The following is a 25,792-nucleotide window of genomic DNA, read 5'->3' as shown; positions in this document are numbered from 1 at the left end:
CAGGTGGCTCTCAAAGTCCGGACAGGTGGCTCAGAGAGCCCCGGAATAATCACTCCACCTTATGGTATAAGCACTCGAGATTGGCGCGGATACAACAACTAACTCGAATATCTCAAGTGTTATCGGTTCATGCTTGTACCCAGCTTGTTCCTGGCTTGTACCCCAGCTTGTTCACTCAGCCTGAGCCCTAGCTTGAGCCCAACTTGAGCACTAACCTGTGTCCTAACTTGTGTCCTGCAATAATCTTCGGCACTCTTCATGCGCGGTATCATGCGTGGTATCATGCGCGGTCACCACGCATGATAATTTTCCTATCAAATAATCTGCTGTTTTTTTCGCTGATTATTCTGCTGATTTTATTTTAATCTTCAGTAGCTAAACGGTATTTTCTATTTTTATTTGCACCTTCAACCACAACATCTGTCATATCAGATAGAAGCGCTCTTGTTCTAGCTGGACTCAATTCTATATATTCCGCAATTTCACTCGTTTTTGACAAGCCGTTCTGACGTAAGTATTCTCTAATTAATTCCTCTTTTTCCTGAGTTTTTCGTAGTTTATTTTTATCGCTTGTTTTTATCGCTTGTTTTTTATCGCTTGTTTTTATCGCTTGTTTCTTTGAAAATTCAAGCGATAAACGAGTTCTATCTGGATTATAACTTTCCTCTACAACCGGCATTGGCCATCCTTCATTTTCCCAAACTTGATAAATATCTGGGATGCCACTTCCGGCTCTTTCTCCAATACCAATCATGTTAAACATCTTCATTAATGTTTTATTTCTCGGATCTGAAATGCCACCACGAAGCATCTGCTTTTTACCGGTGCGGATACTGCCAGGATTCTCAATAACTAGCTTATCATCTTCCTTTTTGATCACCACTCCACAAGGTAAGAAATAATCCGTATTGACCAAGCAATTAACTAATGCTTCTCGAACTGCCTTATGAACTGGAGTATCATCAATTCTTGTAATGCCTTCCAACTTAAAAGGCTTCTTAATATCCTTTGCAATTTTGTTATTTACTCTAAAGAAGAAATCAAATACATTACCGCTCCAATCGCCAGAACTAGACTGTAAACGGTCTGTCCAACGTATTGTAGGGTCAAGCATTTCTCTGTAATCTAAGAAATACTCCGGAAACTCTCTGACAATATGATATTCCTCACCAAACATAAGCAAACCTGCTGTAGTAGGATGTAATTTACCATCCTCACCATATCCGGCTGCACCTATTCGCTCCAAGTACTCTTCATCCGGTAAATTGTTAAATACATGCTCTGGACGATAGCTTTTATGATGATTTCTGAATCCCTTTAAAGACTCTGTATCAATTGCAGAAATATCAAACTGTTCAACAATCTTCATATCCTCTGTTTCATCAGCAGCATCACGAAGCATACCTTTAATCTCTGCTTTAGAACAGTGATAATCACCTTCCCAATCTCTACGATAGCACCCACCGAATAAATCATTGTTAATATAAACCGGCTTCTGCTCTCGCTTAGCTCTTGGCACATAGATAACCAATATGGTATCTCCATTAACCTCGTAAGATTCCACATTTTTATCAGATAACAAATTAATGCTTACTTTCTTGGTATCATGAATTGTATTCCAAAAGTTTCTCTTTAACTTGTCTGCATTCTTTAATCCGGTAGTATACCAAGTTCCATCTTGGCGTTCACCAACACCAAGAATAATTACTCCACCATTAGAATTAGCAAATGAGGAATATGACTCCCATAATGCTATAGGCAATCCACCTTCTGCCTTTTTTACTTCTCGGCAGTTATCTTCTTTATATTTATCAAAGTTCGACAAATCAAATAAATCTGACATATGAGATTTTCAACTCCTTTCCTCTATACACATAAACGAATAGTCAACTATTATCAATTCAATTTTTCAGACCATTCCGCTTCCTTAAAACCAACTAGCACAGTATCGCCATTTACAATAAGTGGACGCTTTACCAACATTCCATTTGTTGCAAGCAATTGTAACTGTTCCTCTTCACTCATTGTAGAAAGCTTATCCTTAAGCTGCATTTCTTTATAAAGAAGTCCACTGGTATTAAAAAACTTCTTAAGAGGAAGTCCGCTCTTTCCATACCATTCTTTCAATTCATCATATGTAGGATTCGCATCTACAATATGACGCTCAGTATATTTAATATTATGCTCATCTAGCCACTTTTTAGCCTTCTGGCAGGTTGAACATTTTGGGTAACATATAAATAGCATTTCTTCATCTCCAATCAAATCCGAGTCATCTTCAATCCCATATTCTTCAAGCATATTTTTTAACCATTCCATATCATATTCTGGTGATTCATTTTGGCTAGTTTCTATAACATTTGCATGCGGACAATTATCACACAACGGATTGCTAACTCTGTTATAACTACCATGTCCACCATCATTCCGTATCTCTTTTATAATCTGACCATCTTTAATTTCAAAATGCAAAGATGTTTCATCTGCATATCCTGTTTCGGGAATAAGCCTTTCTGCAAAAGCAAAATATTTAATACAATGTGATTTGGCATATTTATCAAAGTAGTCTTTACGGATAAAAGCTGTTCCACCAATTGGATCTCTATAATATGAATTCCTATTGTTGTTACATAATATAATCTTTTCTTTATCTTCTGTTTCCCATGACAGGTCAGAAACATTCAATCGCAAATCAAAAAATTTTATAATTTCTGATGGTGGCAATACTAGTGATGTTTCTTCAAAAATATCAGATTGACTTGCTATATTCTTAACACTTTTGCATAACCACGGCTTTTCTTTATTTTCTGGATATGCCTTAAGTTCCCCTAAATATTCCTCTAATTCAATAGTAAGATACCTTGCATTGCCATCATCATCTATTGCCTCTTTATCAGAAGAACAACACCATATATCGTACGTATCTCGCCATTTTGTATCGTGTTTTCCTTCTTCGTGCAATGATATTCTTCCTGCAATCATCACCCACTCTTGTTTCTTTACTTTGACTGTTTCCATAAGATGCAAAATGTTTCGTCTCGTCAATTCAACATCTTTCACCCAATTTATATCTCTAGGTATCGGTTGCTCTAAGGCATTGATTACATAATCTCCAAGTCTTTCTATATAATCTTGGAATGTTGGAATTGGTGCTGTAATTATAACCTCTTCACCATATTCCAATGGGTCATATACTTCATACCCTATGCTATTCTGATAATTATTATATGTTGCAAACTGATTAGTATAATGATTACACATCAAACTTCCATAATATAAACCTGTTGCAATATCCACACACTTCATATAAACAGAATGAATAAAATCTTCTTCTCGCATATTCATTGATTTTCTATCAGCCGAAGTTTCATAATATTCAAAGACATATCTAAAAACTTGCTCAAAACACTGCAAAAAAGAAGTCATATCAACCGTTTCAATCTCTGCCATAGGTTCTATTTCCGGTATAATTCTATTTTCGAATGCCATCCATCCACTGCATTCACCACCACAAACACAAGCATATTTATTGCTGAGATAATCATTTATTCTTTTGATTTCAAACTTCTCATTGGCGAGAAATTTCGTATACATATCAATATGGTCTTTTCCCCAATATCTAAATGGTAGAAAATCTTTATTCATCAAATCCACAGAAAATAATATGTCACTCAAATAATCTGAAACTTGTGCATTTTTATTATACTTATATAAGTCTTTTCTATTCCATGTAATAAATGCATATGGTTTCCCCAGATATGTAGCTATTCTACGAATACTTTTTGCTGACAAATCTTCATGTGAACTAATAATATCATTATAGAAAGCTATAATTGTTTCATTACCTTGATGCATCTGGCTGAGTACATAAATAACAGATTCCTGAATATATAAATCTAAAATCTTATCGTATTCAGAAATAAGTTTATCAATATATCCATCATTTTTTGATGCCACTTCATAAAGAAGTTTCGTTGCTAAACATCTAACATCTTTATTCGGTGCAGCGCAACATAGCAATGCAAAATAAAAAGCCTCTTCATCTCTCCTGTCATCTCTGTCATTCAATGTTGTAAAATACAAAACATTTTTCAACCTATTCTTTATTTCATTTTGAAAATGATATCCCGCTAATACATGGGAAAGCTCTGTTATCCTTCCACGTTCCTCGCAATAGTAATCAAATAAGTAGTTACAACTATTAAACGGTTTATCTGTAAATCCACCCATTGCTATTAGCAATTCACTATGCTCAACGGGTCTAAAGTTTTCTTGAAATAATTTAATATTATTTTGCTTAAAATGGGCCTTAACTAATGTCCTAAAACCAAGGCTCCCTATCAATTCTGTATCCACTAAAAGCTTTTTAATCTCCCTGTAATCCGGTGACATATTATCAAATATTGCAATTATCAAAGCTTCATCAAGACTGTACAGTGTGTCCATTTTAGTTTTAATAGTATCAACTTGCTTCTGATAATCTTTTCCGCTAATATCTTCAAACAAAGATCTGGCAATTAAAAAATCCGTTAATGAATCAATCACAAAATAATATCTTTTTTCACCATTCCTCTCATAACCATCCATGAACCCCATCTGTATCATAGAAGGGAGATAATTGTCTCCCGTATTTATCACCGATAGCAAGCTTTTCTCATCAATTTGTTTCTCGCCATTCATATACATCCATTTAGCAACTCTTTTGGTATCTTTCCAAATGTCTATACCCTGACAGGATATATTATTCTTGAAAACCTTACCTATGGTCGTCTTTATGTAATGCTCCAAAATGAATGTAACAGATGCTACTCCATTTTCAGTTTCATCAACAATTTTCTCTGATGACAAAACATCACACAGCATACTCAACAATAATGCGTTATTGGAGTACAATATATCTTCATATAAATATACGTCTGGAACAGACAATTTAAGTATTTCATCAAGAGCAGACTCAAATGAAACTCCAGGAAATTTATATTCATACTCCGATAATTCTTGATATTGCTGAAGAATCATTTCGTCCATTGAATTTGTTCTATATGTTATTACAATTCGTATTCTGGGATTATTCTTTAATTGTTTTAATATATTCAGTAAACTTTGCTGTCCAGCCTCTGACATCTCATTAATTGCGTCACAAATAAAAACGAATCCCTTTTCACTAGCATTGATGATCTCATTGATATCAATTCTTGATGTATCTTTTTCAAATTTTCCATATAAGCACAAATGCTCTATACAGTTTTTTTCTAGTTTTTCTTCAAAGCATTTTATGAAAAAACTTTTACCAATTCCTCCCTCACCAGAAATCAAACAAAAATCATGTATTTTTAAATACCGTTCTATTTCATATATATTTAATCCATACCAAGAATCATTTTTTTCCTGGATTAACGCAATTATATTCTTTATTTCGTTAAGAAATTTTTCCTTTTGAGATAGGAAAGAGTCATATGTTGACATTACCCTTTCAAGCTTAATTAATTCACCTGCAACGTCCTTATCTTCTTGAGTTTTTCTTATTCTAGGAAGTCCTCCTAACAAGTAACCCATGAATTCTGGATTTTCCCATTCCATAGTATAGGAATGTGAACTAATTTGTTTCATTCTATCTTTTTGATTCTTGTTCAATTCTTTATATTTCATACGGACCTCCTTTCCAAATAGTATTTATTTTTCTACTCCATCAACTCCAAAGCCTTGATAGACTCTTGTTCCACCTTACAGTTTTTATCAAGCATAAACTGAAGTACATCTACATATGCAGCAAGCTTTGTATTCTTTTTTTCTTCAATTACTTTTACATCTGATACCGTCAATTCTTTATAAAGCCCGGCCTTATAAAATCGTTCAATTGTCGCAACATCCATCATAAGTGGTCTAAATGGAATACCTGTTTTCTCCTTCAAATTCTCCAATATCAAAAATCCATAAACGTCCAAATCACCCTTATGGAAATAATCTCTAGATTTATTATCAGCATAAATCTTCTCAAGTAATAACTGCTTTGAATAGTTATGATATCCACCAAGATAGATATGAACAGCATCATCTTCATCTGAATCATGATATGTTGTCAGATTTTCTACGGTTATGACCTTATTCGCTTTTACCGTAACAGCCCTGATTTTTTCAAGCGAAGCATTTGACAATGCAATTCCATCTGGCATCTCTGAAACATCAATTACAGATGTATCAAGCTGTATAACAACATTTCCCTTTACCATTACATATGTTGGATTTTCATATAAATTATAAAATCCAAGAATATCATCTTTTTCTACAACCTCATCGGTGTAGTCAAACAAAATAGTTTCAACGGTACTACGAAATTCTTTTTGAAATCTTTTGGAATCCTTAAACAGTGCTGTAGAAAAATTACGGATATAAGTTTCACTATTTAACTTGGATACCGCTTGCAATACTCGAATTATCTCGCTTGCCCGTTTACCATCATACTTCAAGTCATATGGTAACTTTTTATATTCTTCCAAACACTGGCACCAATCTTTTATAACCGCCTGAACTATCTGTGACTCACTATTTCGATACTCTGTAAGACTCTTTTTTACTTTTTCACACTGTTCTGGAATGCTTGTTCTTTTTAATTTTCTATAACATTCCGAAACACCGGCAATATTTAGTCTTACTTTTGAATATTGACCAGCACTGTTTTTCTCAGCAAAAACAAATTCTTCTACGCAAAGTTTTTCTATTGCAACATTGATATCTTTATAAGCTTCATGATTGTAACGATCCACATATGCTGGATAAACTTTCTTTACTTCAATCTGGATGGCACGCAAAGAGGACGCATCTTTATCAAATGCACCTCTTCTTTCATACATATCTATTAGTCGATTTAGTATGTCTTTGCCGTAATCCATTCAGTTCCATCCTTTCATATTCACAGTTTTCCAATCATCTTTATATCTTCTCGAATGACCGTATAGCATTTCGATTACCTGATTTTACAATCGAGTATGTAATATCACAGTATGGCAAAATAGATGTTGCTTTCTCAGCAGTTGCTATGAGTACCAATTGAAGATTTAATTTCTTAAACATATTCATCATTGGTTCAATTCGATCACTTGTCATATTATTAAAGGCTTCATCAAGCAAGATAAGTCTCATACAGCCATCTGGGTTCTGTTCATATATCTGCAAAAGTGAAGCACATATGGCAACATAAAACGGTGCTTGGTTCTCACCACCACTTCCTTCACCACTTACTTTAGAAAGAGGTACTTCAATGTCTGTAACAGAATTTTTAACAATAATGTCATAATCCAGATATGTTCTGTAATCAACATACATACCCATGCTCTTTGCTCCAGAACGTGTGCCTGTCAGATTCTCTTTTGCATGTTCTTCAACATCCATCATGATTCTGCTCATAAAATCTTCAATCTGACTTTCAAAAATCTCTGATTTATTAGCCTCTGCTAAAAATGCCATAATCTCATTATCTTGGTCTATCTGCTGATTATCTTTATCCATAATAATGTCATAGAAAATCCCAAGTTCTTTATCTTTACTCTTATCAATTCCAAATCGATAGCACTCTTCACCATATTCTAGATTTTCCATAACACGATTAATCTGCTTAAATTGCTGTCTAGCGCGAAGAATATCATCCTTCATTCTAAACAACACTTCCTTACGAAATCTATCCTTACAACGTACCTGTGCCTGAGCTAATTCTTCTTTGTGACGTTCCAATTCAATATTTTGTAAAGACAGATATTCCTGCTGATATCTACTAGCTCCATCAATACCTTCAGGGTAATCACAAGTATATGTTGCTGTATATTTTTGCTGCAACGGTATCAATTGCTGGTTCAAGTAATTATCGAATGCAATAGTATCCTGAGTCGCACGGTTGCCAAAATTATATGCTATGGATGATGCCTTTTTAGTTCTTCTCTCATCCTGATACTTCTTTTCAACATCACTTGCATGTTCAGGATATTCTCTTACAATATTTTCATATGCCATTTTCAGCTCATCAATAGTAGTTTCAAGCTTAGCAATCTCCTGCTCCGCCTCCTTTACTCCAGTTTCAAGATTTTGCTTTTTAGCTTTAATATCCGTAATTTCACCTTGTATCTCGACAACACTCTTCTCACATTCACTCACGCGATCATACATAGCAAGTAAAATTGGATTCTTCTTAAATTCCAAAATCTGTGTATTTATCTCATCAATTCTTATACCTATCGCTTTTGCTTGACGTCCCGAATCTATATATTTTTCTAAAAAAGCAAAATTATTTCCTGCAGTGAATTTATTATATTCACCATACATTTCATCAAAAGATTTTTTCTCATCATCCATCTCATTTAGTTGTTTTTGAATGCTAACAAGTTCTTTTCTGGCGCTAATCAATTGTTTTTCTATAGCATCAACGCCGATAAAATGTTCTTTCTTTCCCATTCTCTGTAAACAGAAATTCTGAAAACGCAAGCGGTCTTTTGTAACACTTTTCTGATGTTGTTCAAGAGAATCTGGCGTTTCACAACACACTACATCTCGCATAACAAATCTTGCATAACGTTTTGCATAAATATTTTCGGACTCAACCTTATCTCCAAGAAAGCTTACTCCATCTTCACAATAATGAATGTCTCCAATTTTTCTTGTGTCAATAAGTCCAATACCTTTTACTTTATCTCCCAAAGAAATAAAAACCTTCTTTGCAACAAGATAATTATCTGGTGCGACAATAATATTAAATCTCTGAGTATTAAGATAACTTTCAACAGCGTCCTGCCAGCTATCATCTGTCATATAGAGCAGCTCACACAAAAGTTTGGCATCCGCTTTCTTACTCTGCTCCCCTAATTCCTCATTAATCTTATTTCTAACAAAGGTTGCCTCTTCTGGATAGCACATTACACCAGCTTCCAGACTCTTAATTTTATCCTCAAGTAATTTAGCCTTATTCGATAGAGTTGTTATTTCCGTTCTTATCTTTGCATCATGATTTTTTATTATCTCTTCTAGGTCGGCTAGTATTCCCGCAGCTTTTTTAATTTCTAAAATACGCTCGTCAACATTTTTTTCCAAAGTTTCATCGCCTAGATTTAAGACACAAGAAAAACCAATGCGGTTTAATTTCTTTTTAAGGGATAACAGTTTTTCTGAAATCTCTGTAAATATAGCCGCTTCGTTTTTTAATCTCTCGTATTCTTTTTCATTTTCTTTGTTCTCTTGCTCTAGAGAAAGCATCTCTTTATTTTCAGTATTATCCTCAGCAGCTCTTCTTGCCTCATATAATAAATCTGATGCTTTTCTTTCCTTTTCAGACAATTCAACCAATTTATCTGTTAAGATATCGATACTAGCAGTCCATTCCGATATAAGACGCTTCTTCTCCTGTTGTTCTTCAACATTTCCTTGATAATTAGCATATGCAACAAGTATCTCATTAACTTTAACTTTAAATAAGCGTGCTTTTGCCTCTATAATTCTTTCATTAATCTCTGCAAGCAGCACTTCTCTATCCTGTGCTTCCTGCAAAATCTCCTGCAGTCTTTCAAGTTCACGCATGTCTTTCTGCAAGAAATCTATATTCACCTCGGGTTCCGGCAAAATGTATGTATAGATGAATTCACGAATGTCTTTTATATCCTCAAGGCTAGTACCCATATGAAATACTTCATTGAACTTTTTACCAATTGGTGAATCTGCTTCTCCAATACCCAGCATACGACAGATTCTTCTTCTAGCATCAGCCTGATTCGAAGCCCTATCCATTCCCTTATTTTCAAGTTTAAAAGCATCCCTTGATGTGGGTTTTCTTCCACCTTTCACCTGTGTAAAAAATGGAATATCCTCAAGTGAATATCCTGGTTTTGTAATATACCAGTCCTGGTATACACCTTTTAAATCCTGCTTTGGCGTTTCAGATTCCACACGAACTGTAATTACAAAATTTTTATTTATATTTTCATCTAAAAACTCAATTCCAATATATGAAACTGTATGCCCTGGACGCAGATAACTATCCTCTGCTCTCTGCTTCTGATGAACAGATCCCAATAATGTTCTGCCGCTCTTTTTATTACCGGCTGTATTAAAATCCTTATTAGTTGTAAGACAATATCTTATAGCATCCATAATCGTTGTCTTGCCCACAGCATTTACACCCAATAAATAAGTTATATTCTTAAAGTCAATAATATCATCCTGGAAATTATGCCAGTTTATCAGATGGAGTCTGGTCATTCTAATCATCGTTTTCTTCCTCCTCATCTGAATTTACATATTGCGCTAACAACTTGCTCGTCTGCTCATATGCTGTAGAAATAGTTGTGTCTGGCATAGCAAGCATTACAGATGCATATATCTGTATTTTTGCATCCATATCAAGCAATTTATCTAAGGGCTGCACAAGATTATATCTTTTAATATTTCTAAGTGAGTCTTCCAATAACACTTTGTCAAATTTTCTTGGAAGATTTAATTTCTCGTATTCATTTTTTATTTCTTCAACAGTTACAACTACTTTATCTTCACTTGTAGACGGACTTTCCCTTTTTTCCACATACAAAAGTCTAAATATAAGGAGCATAATGCTTTCATATTTCTTAATCGCCAATCTACCTGTCCCATGATTATTAATAAGCTGAACCACTCGCAGATTTCTATGAATAACCAATGTATAACCAATTGGCTGAAATAATTGCCTAAAACTTTCCTCATGGTTAATAACGTAATAATATTTTTCTCTGGTCGAATCCACATTTCCGATTAGGAAGCAGTTATTCAACAAATAATTAGCGATTTCTTCTTTGATATCAATAGCCATCTTTAACCCTTCCTTTCTTCAACAATAAATTCTTTAAATCGAACGCCATTACACTCTACAAATGTGTCCTTTAGCCTGATTTCATATTCTCGCTCTGGTGTTTGTGAATATGTATACAAGCCAATGACTTTTGTTAATATTTCCGGATTATCCTTAAATACACTACTAATAGAAATTGCTGTCTTTCCTTGTAAAATATCTTTCGCAAAAGAATTCACATTTTCCGACGTTAACGCATTTCTTATATAATCCATCATCTTACGATTTTTCTCTTCTACTAATTCCATATCAAGTTCATCTATAACAGACATAAGTTCAATCGGTGATGAACATCTCTTTTTCACCGGTGTTGCAAGCGATGCACTATCAAAGAAATTTTGTCCAAATATCTGAAATACATTTTGACAGACGGTTTCATCATCCTCGTACAAATCTTCTTTTGTTTTTATCTGACTAGCATAATACTGAAGCATATTATTAATTTTGCTTTTAACGCTTCCATCAGATAATAATAAGAATTGCGCTCTTTGTACTGCTCTGGTTCTATATATAATGTGCCTATCGTCAATGGTTCTCATGATAGCTTCCATCTCTTCAATATCCATGCGAACCTTGGTAATCAATTCTTTTATTTTTACAGTAGCCTCCGCTTTATCTACTCGCTCTGCATCCATATAATCAGTTACAAGTGCATCCATCAAAGCGCCTTCACATTTATCAAGACTCTCATACAGGCTGGTTCTGTAATAGAAAAGATTATCGTTTGTCTTAAACCTATGATAGGAACCTACTACAATCTTTTCCTCATACTTTTCAAAAAACTCTAATACTTCTTCTGGCTTTTTACCTTGTGTAAGATTATTAATATGATCCTCAATAGATGCAGAAAGGATTCTAAGTGCCTGATTTAAATTATCAAAATCCTCCGAAGCTTCCTTTAATACGCCTTCATAAGGACTTCCCTGTTCAGAAATATGTTCAAACATGGAATAAATCTTAAACAATTTACCCTTATATGTAATGATTGTCGGACTAATAATCTCTTGAAATGATTTAAGTAGTGGCACCACCTTATAGTTAATGGCCAACTTGGATTCCTCTTCGTACTCGCCTTCCTTTTCAGTGAGCCAACCTGTCTCCTTAAGCCTTCTAATAAATCCACCTGCGATTACACGTGTATCTGCAATATTACCATCTGTTTCTGCTTGTTCTTCTAAATCAAGTTCCACCTGTTCATCAAGTCCATAGAAATAGTCCTCAACCATATCAAAGGTTGTACTTTTCTCTATGGCATACATTGGCATGCGTTTACACTTATCCCAAATGAGAGTAAGAATATCAACATATTTTCTTTTATTTATTCCTGTTAATGGGCGAAATAAATTCTCGTCCACTTCATCAAAAATGTTCATGTTCTCACTCCTTTCATTCCTTCCAACAATTATGACATTTGCTGTATAAACTGATTCAAATTGGATTTTAACCAATTAATCTGCATCATTTGAATTTTATCCCAATCATTTTCTTCATTACATTTTTCTTCAACAAGTCCAAGTAACTGTTTCATCGCTTCGATATCTTTCTCATCAAACTCACTTTTTACTGCATATCGATATACCGCAAATAATATACCTCTAAAATCACCTAATTGTTCAGAAGAAGATTTTGCCAACATCTCTATAATTTTATCCGGTTCATACTTACTCAAAAAACGATGCCCTATAGTGTATTTGTCTGTATTTCTACATACATCATTATATAATTCTTCAATGTCTTGAGGATTATAATCAAATTCCTTTTGTTTGGTGTCAAAAGAAAGTGCATCTGATAGCTTGCCAATAAATTCTTCGTATTCTTGTTTAAGCGCAGGCTCTTCTATGCTATATGTATGTGAAAAATAGATTTCTGCATCTGTATTAGTCCTCGTTCCAACACCCTTTGCATTTTTTATCATTAATTCACAGGACTTTTTGTAATCAAATCCCACGACTGAACCAAGATAAATCATATAATATGCTAATTTACAATAAGCATGAATTCCTATTGCATCGGCTGTATGCAGTTTTTTCTCAATATTAACTAACGCGGAATATACATGTTCTTCTGTCTCTTCCGCATAATTACCTAATATTCTTAAATCTGGGTCTTTATATTCAGCATGCCTTTCAAAGAAGCGAAAATCTTTATATGCTTCATATGTCTTTTCGACTAATTGAGCATCAAATGTCTGCCATCTCGTATAGTCATATGCAAAACGCATCAATGGCATATCATTAGAGCCTAGCTTTGTTGAAAGGTAATCGTTACCCTCCCATTTAGGGAACTCATCAGCTTTTATATTTGCAGATAGACAAATCACTCCCTTTAATAGACATTCATAAAAATCGTCCTCGTATTCATTTGCGTTCATTTTATCTATAATATCTGTTGTCTTCTGTATCGCAAATATAAAAGTCCGCAGATTTTTCTTGCAAATATTACAAACAATTCCGGATAAATTCCTATACTCCTCCTCGTTTCGTTCAAAAATGTTATTAAGCTTGCAATTATCAAATTCTCTAATTATTTGAATTACTGCCTGTTCATAATCACTATTAAACTGAATTGTATCGCTTATTGTTTTCTCTTTTATTCGAAGATACTTTTTCACCTCTTCTGGAACTTTGATTTCCTGTTTCTTTTCATCCTTTTTTTCATGAACTTTGGCAAAGTCAAAATTGAATTTATTATCATTTTTTCTCAGAATTTCATTTTCATTAGCAACTAGTAAAACCTTTACTCCGTCTCTTTCTACTAAACCATTCACATAACCAAGTAAATTGGTGATATTGATATTACTTCTTTCAACATCCTCTAGAATGAGCAATTTATCTTTTAGATTAACCGATTCATACAATTCACTTAAATCATCGTCAGATAATCCCAAGTTAATACCAGCTAGACCTGTGATATTTTTTATTACATTTTTTGCAATCACTTTTCCTGTAGTCACCGTTTCCGAATGTTTTCCACCTAAAGTATGCATTCTTAACTCCATGTATATACTTTTACTAATCATGGAAATATCATCTAGCCCATATAGTGACACTACAACAGAAGTTGCATTATGCTCCTTCAAAAAAGGAACCAATTTATTTTCAATATAGTAGGTCTTCCCAGATCCCCATTCACCAGTAAGCATAATGGCGGTCCCAGTCTTATCTTTTAATAAATAGTGTAATATATAATTATTTAACCCATTAATTGTCATATTCCCACCTTACCTTTATAACTTCCTAAAGCAAAAACTAAATTAATTGCAATAATTCTTCGATGCGAGCAGCTATACGTTTTTGTTCGGCAATTGGTGGCAACGGAATCACAGCTGACGCAACCTTATCTTTATTAAGATTGTCTACAGTAGCACCAGACGCTTTTTGTGAAAACTGGTCAAATGCATATTTTGATGATAATAACCAATATAAGTAATCTAAATCAAAAACTTCTTTTGTATTCCTGAGTAGTAACCAACCATCGTGTATGCAACCTTCAATTTGTGATATATATGGTCTACCAAAACTCATAGAATTAGTTAACAAAAAATCTCCTGGATATACTTTTCTGCTTTTTCTTTCCCCTTCAGGTTTGATTTTTTCCTTTGTTTGTACTATATATTTTCCATCCTTAGCAACATCACCTATTTTAATCCAGTTTATGCCGTCTTCTGCATCAGTTAAAAATGCCTTTATTGGTCTTGGCGACCCTCCCCGCTCGATTTCCATAGCCCATCCTAATCTAATCCATCTCCAATTTTTAGGAATGGATAAAGTTTTTTCTTTATCCGTTATTTTTTCATCCCCAACTAATTCTTCTGCAATTCCATCTTCTGGTAACTGTGATGTTAATTTACCTTGAATTCCTTCATCAATTATTTTGTTTCTAAACAATTCACAATCTGATATAAGTTTTTCTTGTAATTGTTTTATTGAAACCGAATACACATTTTCACTAAATTGATTGTTTATCAAAGCCTTTCTGATTACCGATACAGCTTCTACTATCCCCTCTGATTCTTCTTGGATATCTTCTAGCACTTCAGTTATATTCCTTTCATCTTTTTCTTCAAGATTTATCCACTTAAAATCAAGATTGCTCGCAGCTTTTATTTCTTTTTCTGAAAAGCATCTCCACCTTCCATTTGGATTTGTAACCTCATCGTATGAAGCAACTCTATCATTTTCATGTCCAGAGCAATAAGAATCCACGAAATCTTGCAAATGAGCCCTAGTCATAGGTTTTGTCACTAATGTATGTTTAACTCCTGTTCTATAGTCATATACCCAAATATCTTTTGTGGGCTCACCTTTCTCAAAAAATAACACATTAGTTTTTACACCATTTGCATAAAAAATTCCTGTTGGCAATCTAAGAATAGTATGTAAATTAAAATCTTTAAGAAGCTTTTCTCTTACTTTTTCAGTTGCATTTCCATCTGCTAAAACACTATCCGGCAGAACCACTCCCACTCGTCCACCTGTTTTTACTATCGACATGATATGTTGCAAAAAATTAACCTGATTATCTGGTGTTTTCACAAAATCCGGACGATTTGTTGACACCTCAACACTACCCTGTGGTCTTGTTCCAAATGGTGGATTAGCCAGAATAACCTGGTACATCTTATCTGATGTATCGATAAGCGAATCCTGATATGCGATAGGGCTCTTATTTACACCGATGTCATGAAGATACAGATTCATAGATGCAAGTGTTACAACTAATGCTGTATTATCCGCACCGAATAAAGCATGATTCTTTAGGAACTTCTGTTTTTCCATATCCTTGCTCTGACCTTTCATATGGTCATATGCAGCAAGAAGGAAACCACCAGTTCCACAAGCAGGATCTGCTACTGTCTCATCAATTTTTGGATCTACCACTTCGACAATCGCTTGAATAAGTGCTCTTGGTGTAAAATACTGTCCAGCACCGCTCTTCTTATCCTGTCCATTTTTCTCTAAAATAGATTCATAGATTGCACCCTTTAAGTCGCCTTCCATCATGTACCAGTCTTCACCAGCCACCATTTCGATAACCTTTGCAAGCATAACCGGTCTATCAATCTTATTACTTGCTCTTGTGAAGATAGTTCCAATAAGACCTTCGTCCTTTGAAAGTTCATCAAGAATTTCCTCATATTTGTCAACAAGGTCTGTACCACTTAAGTCACACAAATCTTTCCATTTGTAGCCTTCCGGGATTGAACTTCCAAGTCCTAATTCTTCTTTTTCGTTATCCATTTTCAGGAATAAAATATATGTAAGCTGTGTGATATAGTCTGTGAATCCAACACCTGCTGCCGCCATAACATTTGCTATATCTCCAACCTTTTTAATTAATGCTGCTTCGCTTTTTTGATTTGCCATACTATGCCACCTTTAATATAAATTTTGAAAGCGTCTGAATCTCACTAGCCAATGTAGCACCACCAAAACTCTTAACTGCTCTCTTCCATAATTCTGTATCAGTTTCATTAAGTTCCATAACAGTAATTGCACCATCATTAATGATGTATTCTGCAATTTGCTGCATAATATCCTTCTGGTCTTCTGTAAGTACACGCTGCGCGCGACCACAATACAAGCTGAATCTCTGTGCATATCCATTGATAAGACTTGTGAGTTTCTGATTTTTCTTATACGCATAACGCACTATCTGAATAAGATTTGTAAGTGCATTTACATTAGCCTTGCCATCAAGTGCTTCTACATCTCCTTGTTCATCCAGAAGCTTATAGTTCTTCCATATCTGATATGCTCCATACTGTCTGCTTTCAGCTAACAACCTATCCTGCAATTCCATAAGCATTTCATGTGTGATAAGCGTATCCTCTGAATTATAAATAATACGTAGAGCTTCAATACTATCTTTATTATCATCAAGGTATTTTTCAAAATTCTCGATATATGTCTTTGCAGATTCCTTTGAGAAACCAGCATAAAGTACCTTGTCATCATCACCAGATTTCACCATATAACCACGCTGCATTTCAAGTAACTTATTTCTCGCCTGAAGATTTCCAATCAAACAATAGATAAGTGCCATTCTTGCAGTATTGTCATGGGATGGACTAATATACTCAACCAATGTTCCCTCTGCAAATGCAGTATTAATATCATTTGCAAGCTTTCTTGGTGCGAAACCATAACTTGTAATAAAGTAATCAAGGTGTCTTCCAAAGAGAACGCTTTCTTCATAACGTCTGTTAATAGTTGAACAATAATCCCTAAGAAGCATAAGGTTATCATCGCTTACTTCGTTGTGTGCAAGTCTTTCTAATAAGTGTTCCAATGATAAGGGTCTCTTTGGTCCAGGTCCTACTCCCGGCTTTGGAATATGCTTTTCAGACTCCGTTACTCCTACTGCATCCACTATGTAATAGCATTCCTTCGTATCTGCATTTGGAGTAACTTCCTTTAACTTATCATCGCTGATAATACGGCATCCTCTACCCTTCATCTGTGTATAAAGAACATCAGAATGAACATCCTTCATAAAGAGAACCACTTCCAAAGGCTTAACATCTGTACCGGTTGCAACCAATGTAACGGTAACTGCAATTCGGAAATCCTTTGTAGTTCTTAAATCCGTTATCAATGCATCTGAATCCCCTGCTGTATATGTGATTTTCTGAACATAATTCTTAGGCAAGGTATTGTTCTCAAATTCCGTCTTAAATACATCCTCTGCAATCTCTACAATTTCAGCTGCGTGGTTATCATCCTTCGCAAATATAAGAGTTTTAGGTATGAATTCCCACTTCTTGTCACGCTCTGGATATAAATCTTCATAAATAGCCTTTTTATAAGCGAGTAATACTTCTCTAATCTGATTTTTATTAACTACAGACCTATCAAGTTCTGATGAACCATATTCAACTGTAATTGGAGCTGCATGTGTTTCTGATTTTCCAGTTCTTTTCGCTGTTTCAACAACTTTAGCTCCCTGTTCAATCGTTCCACCATGTGGGAAATTAAAATGTAGCCAGTTCCCCTCATGCGTTGATTTTACTGGGTTTAACTGTATACAAAACTGTGTTTACTGTTACTATCTTTCATTCTTTTCCAAAATAGCTTTGAAGCATAGGCCACATTATTTTCATATATGACACAAAGCTCAGCTCTACTTGTGCTTCATTAAACCATCCAACCATAAAGCTATTTATCTCTTCAAATAATACTTTTGAAAGTTTCTGAATAATAATTGTGTTATCCACTTCTTCAGTATAATCTTTCGCATACATTTTACATATAGAACGCACTCCAAAATAATTATATAGCACACCTACCGTTGTTTTTAATGCTTCAATATCTCTTGGAAAATCTGTTCTATTCATCATATTCACTACTAATTGATGTCTTGAGTTTAGGTAATTCCTAACTGTACTATTACCTATTTCAACATCAACTGTAAATGAAAAATCTTGAGTTTGTATACTATCTGCTCCTAACATTATCATCAATTCAACTTGTGCTGCATGATATTCTGTATAACCAGACAAAGCCATATATTTCCAAGAATCTTGCTTTGCATACATTTCCGTATCTAAAATATGCGTAAATTCATGAAACACAATATACCTTGGTATTTCCGAACTTTTGCATATCCTTAATATATGTTCATCTGTTTTCGTATTATAGTAAGCTTGGGCGGCTGAAGCGAATCCTGCTGCATCGCTTTCCTCAACATTAATTTCAAAAAAATCTATCTTATACTGTGGTAATTTCTCAATTTCCATAAACTCAATATATTCTTTTTCATATTCTTTAATTAAATTTTTAATTTGTATTTCTGTCATATTGTTTTATACCTCATATCAAAGTTAGCATTTCACTTTTAGTATACCATAAAACAATCCCATTCTCATTCTATATATTTTATCCTCAACGATGAAAAGATGTGTCTGCACACATCTCTTCCATCTTATTATTTTCAATGTTATAAGTTCTTAATAAAATTCAAATCCTGTTTCCGTAATGCCTTCTGTAACTTTTCGTTCTTTCTCTTCAGTTCCTTATTTTCTCTGCTCAGAGCTGCCACCTTCTGGTTCAACAGTTCAATCTGTTTTTCCATCGCCATGTTCAGAATTTCTCTTCTTGGATCTATCATTCCGGCCTGTTGCTCTACTGCTTGGTTCAATGTATCCCGGACGGTTGGATTTTTATAAAAGAATCCTCTCGACAATCCAGTTTTCTTCATCAGCTTTGGAACGCTGATACGTTCTTTATTTGCCAGCATATCTTGTATTGCTTGCAATGCCAGTTCAATTTTCTCTTTACTTTTTCTCTGATTTTCCTCAATCATCTTGTCGTATTTGCTCATATTCTTCACCCCATCTTGCCAGACTCATATATATGATGTCACTCATCCTCTGTCTTACTTCTCTGGTTTCGTCTGCCATTCTTTGATTGCTCATTTTCCGGTAATGCTGTACATTATTCAGTCTTTTATGCCCCAATAGTCTCGCTATCGTCCAGTCATCCAGATGCATTTCTGTAAGTTTGACGCCATAGTAGTGCCGGAACATGTGCGTTCCAAACCCGAATAATTCGCCATGATCATCTTTCAACTGCTTTTCCTGTATCATGGACATGACTTTTGTTTTTATAGCCATATACTGCATCGGGCGGTCAGGTTCTTTTTCATTAACAAATATGTATTCTGTATCACCGAACTTTTCCTGTGTATATTCAATAGAACTCTGTAACAGTTTTGCAAGTTCTTTACTGATCGGTTTTTTATATCTTTTAGTTTTAACTTGATATATTTCAATCATATCTTGGCCATTTTCTCTCGTCAGACAATCTGGTCTCAGTGTAAGGGTATCTGATATCCTAGTTCCAAGCATCTGATGTATCAGAAGACATCTTGCAATCTGTACATCCATCTGTGTAATTTCCGCATTCAGTCGTTTCATTTCATCATCAGAATACACTCTAAATTCTGCATTTACTTCCGGTGGAATATCCGTATTAATAAATAAATGCTCCAATCTTTCATAGCTGTAAATTTTTCCGATTGTCTCTAACTGTCGTCTTAATGAAATTACATAAGAACTATTCGCACTATGGGAAGTATCTTTTGTTGACAGATGTATCAAAAATTCTTCCAACACTTCTCTGTCTATTTCACTGCAGCTTTTTATTTTGGAATACTCTTTTTGGAGATATTCTGAGAATATCCTCATTATTGTCAATTCTCCCTGTACAGTTCCTATTGCTTCATACTGCAGATTCATATAAACAGCTTTCTTACATTCTTCCCTGATATCTGGCTGATATATTTTTCTGAAATCCAGTGTTTTTACATTATAAATTGGATTGGATCTGATTTTAATATCCAGATTTTTTAGTTCCCAAACATCTTTTTCTATCTCATCCCGTAAATCTTCTGGCCCTAAAAATTTCAGTACGTTTCTGAAATATAATATCGTCACTGCTTCGCCATAGCTTACTGTACCATACACACTCTTCTTTTCTTTTACAATAGTTATTCCCTGTTCTAACATCCAGCCTTTTAAAAGTGATATCCATTTTTCTGGATTTCTATCTCCAAGGCTTTTGATTCTCCGATTTATTCTGCTGTTCAAAAACTTTGCAATATGATTATAAGCTGTTCGATCCTGAATCAATGCTCTAAACGTTCCGTTTTTGCAGCGATACATAATATAACCTCGAAACTCTTCCTTTAATTCTTGCGTTGGAAGCAACGTTAAATCAAATTTTCCATTATCCTTACGTGTCCCTGTTTCTTGTAAATTGGGGAAATCGCTGAAGTATATAATATCATTTTCCATCTTTTTCCTCTTTCTTTAGCCATGATGCTAAACTACTTCCTTGCATTTCAAAGAACTCATCATTTGCTTTTGCAATCCTTTGCGGCATATAATCAATATACTGTCTTGTCATCTCTTCATAAGTATGTCCAAGATAATCCCTGATACTTTGCAGTGATACATGACTGTCATAAAACATAGTTGCTACTGTATGTCGATAATCGTGTGATTGAAATAAATATTCTCCATTTGCAATCTTATTTTCCCGGCACGCTTCTATCATCTGAGTTCGGAATGTACCATATAGACAAGCACCACCTCTGCTGTTTTTAAAAATGAATTCTTCAGGCTGAATTTCATGTTTTTTCAAGTATACTTTCATAATCTGATAAAGTGCCTGTGGGATTGGAATCCTTTTATAATTCTTCATTTTGACCTGATACACCTGAATCCAATAATCCTCGCCCTGCTGATAATAAGCATTTCCTTTCAATGTACACACTTCACTCGCCCGTAATCCTAGACACCACAGATGTAGGAACATACATCGTAATCGCTCTGGAAAAAGATATAATTTTTTCAAAATTTCCATATATACTGTTTCCTCAACGCTACGATCATGATGTACTATTACTTCTTTTTGTTGGAAATATTCAATTCGGAATGGCATTCTTGTAATATACTGTTTAACTTCCATGAATTTATAAAAATGACCGATACCGAAAATTCTTTCATTAAATCCCTTTGCCTGTATTCCCCGTTCTCGCAAGCCGTCTGCATACTTTTTTACTTCTGCGACAGTTGCATGAATCGCCAGTATCTTTTCTTGTTCCAGCAGTTCAATAAAATTTCTAATACATACAAATCTTCGTACAATCGTGCTGACTGCCTGTCCAGTAATTCCCAGTTCATATTTCATGTATGCCTGTAAAATTTCTCGATTCTGTATTTCCTTGACTTCCATAAAAGAAATGCTAATTAAGGATTTACTTTCGTCTATCCGATGTTTTCCAAGATGTAATCGTTCCAGATACCATACATTTGCTTCCCATTGGATCTGTTCCTGCTGCATAAACGCATCTCTTCTGCATTCACCTAAAATACTTCGTTGACTCGTTTCGGGAAAATTCTTTAAAATAGTTTCCACTTGTTCCATTTCCAGCAATCCAATATCCGTAATATTTAACTGAACACAAGAATCATAAAGAAGTTTTAAGGATTTTAACCTGACATTTCTATAAGCCTTAGACATTGAAGTATTGGCAATGATACGACTCAACGTATAAAAAATTTGTTTCTTTAAAACTTCTGAACAATTTTGTGTAAAATCCCACACCAATAGGTTTGTTTTATAAGAAGTTTCAAAGGTCTCAGCTATTTCCTTTTCCGGATAATACTTCAGAAAATAAATTTTATTTTGATATTTCCATTCATATATCCGCTTTCCATTTAGCGTCTGCATTTGTTGATAGATATGTTGTTGTTTTACCGTATCATATATTTTCAAATAGAAAGATACAATTTGTGATCGTATCTGTCCTCTTAAATATTGTTCATACGAATTTCGCAAAGGATAATCCATTTCTTCCAGATGCCAGATTTTTCTATCTGCCAAGAACTTTTTCAATTTGTTAATTCTTGAATCGCTTTTTATTCCAAGTGCATCAATTTCTGAATATAGTTCCTGCTTTTTCTTCTCAATATCTACTTCAGATTCTGTTATGTGTTCTGCCTGTTGCAATAAATATATAGGTATTTCTCACACCTCCCTACTCCAGCAGACGTTCCGCCCCATAAATAGCAGTGTGTTGTGCATAAAACTCATTACTTGCTTCTATCAGTTCATCATCCAGCCAGTCCAGATACTTTATAGTCGTATCCAAATGTTTATGCCCCAATGCCTGACTGATCATTTCCAGTTCCCATCCTGCCTGCTTTCGCATATTTGCAAAATAGTGACGTAACATGTGGGGTGTGATTTTAACTCCGGTTTTCTTTTCCATTCGGTCCAACATATCATATACACTGTCCACTCTTAATGGCTTTCCAATGTTCTCACCCATGATATTCACAAACAGGTAATCCTGATGTTGCAGGATTTTCCGATATTTTGCCAGATAATCCATGAGAAATTCAAACGTATCATTACTTATCTTGGCACTTCTGTATTCCGCATTTTTGGCTCTCGCTTCATTTTCATTATCTTCCCGGAAGCATACCCTTATCATGTGATTCCTATAATCAATATCTTTGACATATTTTACTCCCAGTAGTTCCCCAATTCTGTATCCGGTTTCTGCTAACATAAGTAACAGAAGCTGATCTCTTCGGTTCGTACAGGCCTGTAAAATTGTAATAATCTGATTTTCTTTTGCTGTTCTCCCACGATGTTCCTCTTCCTTCAGATAGGCTTTAAAAGAATGATTCCGCAGTACCTTTTTTACTCCCACCTGATTAACCGCTATAATCTGGTTATACGATAAGGTTTTGAGACTTCCGTACTGTTCATATTCTGCCTCTATAAATAAATAGAACCTGAACACATCTTTTAAGTATGCGTTGCAGGTTCCTTCATTCGGACACTTCTTTTCTCCAGCCGTTTGCTCTGTATGGTTTCCGGCTTTAAGCCAGTATAAAAATTCCACAAAGTGTTCTGTCTGTTTTTCATAATCTAACTGATAGACTTCTGTGAGTTCCATTTCTTTCTCTGCCATATATTTCATATAATAGCAGATTGAAAATGCTGTGCGTTTCACTGTATTTGGTGAACGTTTACATTTAATCTTATGCATTAGATATTTACTTGGCAGTTCTTCAATACTCATTGTTTCCAGATTTCTGATGAAAAAATATTTTTCTGTTCCATCTTTTATCGTTTCCACCTTGTATATCATAAGCTGCCTCCTTTCCTCTAACGCTATACACAGTATACCCACTTCATGCCGAAATAGCTATTCATCAATACCAACAATCCCACCGAAAACGCCCTTGAAATACCACCAAACTTTTCGTGCAAAATCTGCTTTTTCTGTAGCAGAACCACGAACGGTTACAGGTAGTATTCCACGCCTTTCCGGTTTCGAATAAAGTGCTGGACATCCTTGATATCTTTTGCCATCTTGCAGCTCGGAAGCGCACACATTACTTCCTCATGATACCTGCCACCTTCTCCTGCACGCTCGTCTAAAATGGACACGACACAAGTATCTGTCTCGGTGCGGAGAGCACGTCCGAATCCCTGTCTTAGTTTTTTCTGCATGTCTGGAACAATCACTGCCTGAATATAATCTTTCAGGCTGGCATATTCCTTCTTCTGTGCTTCACTGATGGGATCAGGAACAGCAAAGGGCAGTTTTACTATAATCAGCGAAGATACCATATCTCCAGGGAAGTCTACTCCTTCCCAACAGGAGCCGGCTGCAAAAAGGACAGCATTGTCCATCTGTTTAAATCTTGTGATCTCTTCCGGTGAATGTCTCCACACCTCTATCATCGGGAACGGAATTTCATCCCTTAACATCTGGTAAACGTTTCCCATCAAATGATAAGATGTAAACAGCACTAGCGTATGCCCGTAAGTCGAACAGATCAGTGAATGGATATGGCCTGCTATCATCTCTGCCTCTTCCTGACTTTCTCTTCTGCATGTCTTCAAATTCTTTGGCAGATATAACAGACAGTTCTTCTGATATTCAAACGGGGAGTCTGCCACATATTCCCGGGCTCTCCGCACTCTCTGTAATCCTGTCATTTTCCGAATGTGGGAAAATCCCTGTCCGGTTTTTAAAGTTCCGCTTGTCAGAATCGCTCCCATTCCTCTGCTCCATAACATCTGGTCCAGATACTGTGGAATCCGTCTGCTGGATGCACACAATATAATCCGGTGGTCATGGTCCTGCTTCAGATGCAGCACATACTTCTTATCCTGATGGAAAAAGCATTCCAGCACACTTTTGGTTTCTTCCAGCTTGTTTCTGATCCACTTTGGAATCTTCTTTTCTAATTTTTCTATGATCTTATTCATGGTCTGTATCCCCTCATATAAATACATTGCACACTCTTCTGTCATGTGGAATTCTTCTTTTATCCCATATCTGGTTCTGTGGTTTTCTCCTATGATGTCCAGCACCATCCGGATCGTCCCGGACAGTTTTCTTATCTCCGGGCCTTGGTACTCATTCCCAAGATAAAAGCAGATTTCTCGGATATCGTCATAACAGAGGCTCTTCCCAAACATCTGCTTTGCCGCATCCGGCAGCTTATGTGCTTCATCGACAATCAATGCTCGGTAGTCTTTTAATAACGGGCGGTAATCCTGCAGCCTGTGATAACCATCAGCCAGCAGATAATTGTGATTACAGATCTGAATGAACATTTCATGATCTCTGGAACGCTCCAGATACTGCTGATACCTGCATGAGCCTCTTTTCGGGCAGTCTCCCGAACAGAACTTCGGTACACTCACCATCCTTCTGTCAAACCCACTTAAGTTGGACACTTCGTCCATATCATAATGTTCTTTCAACGACAGCAGAGCTTCTTTCTGCAACGCATTTTTGTTTTTTTCTTCGATTGCAACGATTCGGTGCTCCAACCTCTCATCGCAGACAAAATGCTCTTTCCCTTTTCGTATCACAGCTTTAATAGGGGCCTGAATCGTCCCGTTCTCCTGAAGAATCCGGGAGAGAAAAGGGATATATTCTGTAAGAATTGCTTTCTGGAGTGCAATGCTGGAAGTGGATATCACGACCGGACGCTGCTCATAAGGGGAACATCCTTCTGCAAGGAGGGAATATTTTCTCATCAGAACACAGGCCACCAGATAGGCATACGTCTTGCCGATACCGACACCCGCGTCACACAGTGCTATGTTTCTTCCCAGCAGGTTATCCAGCATTTTGTGGCATAACATAATCTGTTCTTCCCTTACTGCCATTCCATGTTCCGGGAACAGCACTCGGAAAATAGTATCAATTTCTCGATGCGCTCTATTGAGATATTCTCTTGTGTAATACATAATTTGTTACCTGATATGCGTGCTGATATCACATCAATACGGCTGTAAAGGATTTCTCCCTACAGCCGTATGTATCTGATATCAACGACACATTCTTCCTTGATTTCTTATACTTTTGATTTTTGGCGTTGTATTTGTCCTC

General features: G+C 35.5%; 15 protein-coding genes. All 15 read right to left on the bottom strand.

Features of this window, described 5'->3' with window-relative positions; translation table 11 throughout:
- Nucleotides 1-361: 361 nt before the first annotated feature.
- Nucleotides 362-1,843, bottom strand: a complete 1,482-nt coding sequence (locus DW152_RS11765) for an ATP-binding protein (RefSeq protein ID WP_118288696.1) — start codon at nt 1,841-1,843, stop codon at nt 362-364.
- A gap of 53 nt (nt 1,844-1,896) precedes the next feature.
- Nucleotides 1,897-2,247: an arsenate reductase family protein gene (locus tag DW152_RS11760; protein WP_118288698.1), complete on the bottom strand. Its 351-nt coding sequence runs from the start codon at nt 2,245-2,247 to the stop codon at nt 1,897-1,899.
- 3,434 nt (nt 2,248-5,681) lie between these two features.
- Nucleotides 5,682-6,890, bottom strand: a complete 1,209-nt coding sequence (locus DW152_RS11755) for a Wadjet anti-phage system protein JetD domain-containing protein (protein ID WP_118288695.1) — start codon at nt 6,888-6,890, stop codon at nt 5,682-5,684.
- A 40-nt stretch (nt 6,891-6,930) separates the two neighbouring features.
- Nucleotides 6,931-10,245, bottom strand: coding sequence for an ATP-binding protein (locus DW152_RS11750; RefSeq protein WP_118288694.1), 3,315 nt, complete (start codon nt 10,243-10,245; stop codon nt 6,931-6,933).
- Nucleotides 10,238-10,819, bottom strand: a complete 582-nt coding sequence (locus tag DW152_RS11745; protein WP_118288693.1) for a DUF4194 domain-containing protein — start codon at nt 10,817-10,819, stop codon at nt 10,238-10,240. Before DW152_RS11745 ends, DW152_RS11750 begins: the two co-directional genes overlap by 8 nt.
- Nucleotides 10,820-10,821: 2 nt before the next feature.
- Entirely contained in the window at nt 10,822-12,231 is a 1,410-nt protein-coding gene (locus tag DW152_RS11740; protein WP_118288692.1) for a Wadjet anti-phage system protein JetA family protein, read from the bottom strand.
- A gap of 29 nt (nt 12,232-12,260) precedes the next feature.
- A complete protein-coding gene (locus tag DW152_RS11735) occupies nt 12,261-14,069 on the bottom strand; it encodes a P-loop NTPase fold protein (RefSeq protein ID WP_118288691.1) in 1,809 nt (602 codons plus the stop codon).
- A 37-nt stretch (nt 14,070-14,106) separates the two neighbouring features.
- Nucleotides 14,107-16,224 (bottom strand): N-6 DNA methylase, encoded by a 2,118-nt coding sequence (locus DW152_RS11730; protein WP_118288690.1) that lies wholly within the window; start codon nt 16,222-16,224, stop codon nt 14,107-14,109.
- A 1-nt stretch (nt 16,225) separates the two neighbouring features.
- Nucleotides 16,226-17,509, bottom strand: a complete 1,284-nt coding sequence (locus tag DW152_RS11725; RefSeq protein WP_243059932.1) for a type I restriction-modification enzyme R subunit C-terminal domain-containing protein — start codon at nt 17,507-17,509, stop codon at nt 16,226-16,228.
- A 403-nt stretch (nt 17,510-17,912) separates the two neighbouring features.
- Nucleotides 17,913-18,656 carry a hypothetical protein gene (locus DW152_RS11720; protein WP_006426953.1) on the bottom strand — a complete coding sequence of 248 codons (744 nt, stop codon included), beginning with the start codon at nt 18,654-18,656 and terminating at the stop codon, nt 17,913-17,915.
- 140 nt (nt 18,657-18,796) lie between these two features.
- The gene (locus DW152_RS11715) at nt 18,797-19,180 is read right to left on the bottom strand and encodes a DUF6262 family protein (RefSeq protein ID WP_015513361.1); all 384 of its coding nucleotides are present in this window, start codon (nt 19,178-19,180) and stop codon (nt 18,797-18,799) included.
- Complete coding sequence (locus tag DW152_RS11710; RefSeq protein WP_226853055.1) at nt 19,155-20,522, bottom strand: tyrosine-type recombinase/integrase; 1,368 nt, start codon at nt 20,520-20,522, stop codon at nt 19,155-19,157. The genes DW152_RS11715 and DW152_RS11710 overlap by 26 nt, the downstream gene beginning before the upstream one ends.
- Nucleotides 20,523-20,643: 121 nt before the next feature.
- Nucleotides 20,644-22,374, bottom strand: coding sequence for a tyrosine-type recombinase/integrase (locus tag DW152_RS11705; protein ID WP_007886448.1), 1,731 nt, complete (start codon nt 22,372-22,374; stop codon nt 20,644-20,646).
- Between the two features lie 28 nt (nt 22,375-22,402).
- On the bottom strand, nt 22,403-23,527 hold the full coding sequence (locus DW152_RS11700; protein WP_006426957.1) for a tyrosine-type recombinase/integrase: 1,125 nt from the start codon (nt 23,525-23,527) through the stop codon (nt 22,403-22,405).
- Between the two features lie 155 nt (nt 23,528-23,682).
- Nucleotides 23,683-25,650 (bottom strand): ATP-dependent DNA helicase, encoded by a 1,968-nt coding sequence (locus DW152_RS11695; RefSeq protein ID WP_101885229.1) that lies wholly within the window; start codon nt 25,648-25,650, stop codon nt 23,683-23,685.
- Nucleotides 25,651-25,792: the final 142 nt, after the last annotated feature.

The sequence above is a fragment of the Dorea sp. AM13-35 genome (assembly GCF_003473885.1).
Taxonomy (GTDB): domain Bacteria; phylum Bacillota; class Clostridia; order Lachnospirales; family Lachnospiraceae; genus Dorea_D; species Dorea_D hominis.
The sequence above is the reverse complement of the archived record's forward strand: the minus strand, read 5'-3'. Positions and strand labels throughout refer to the sequence as shown.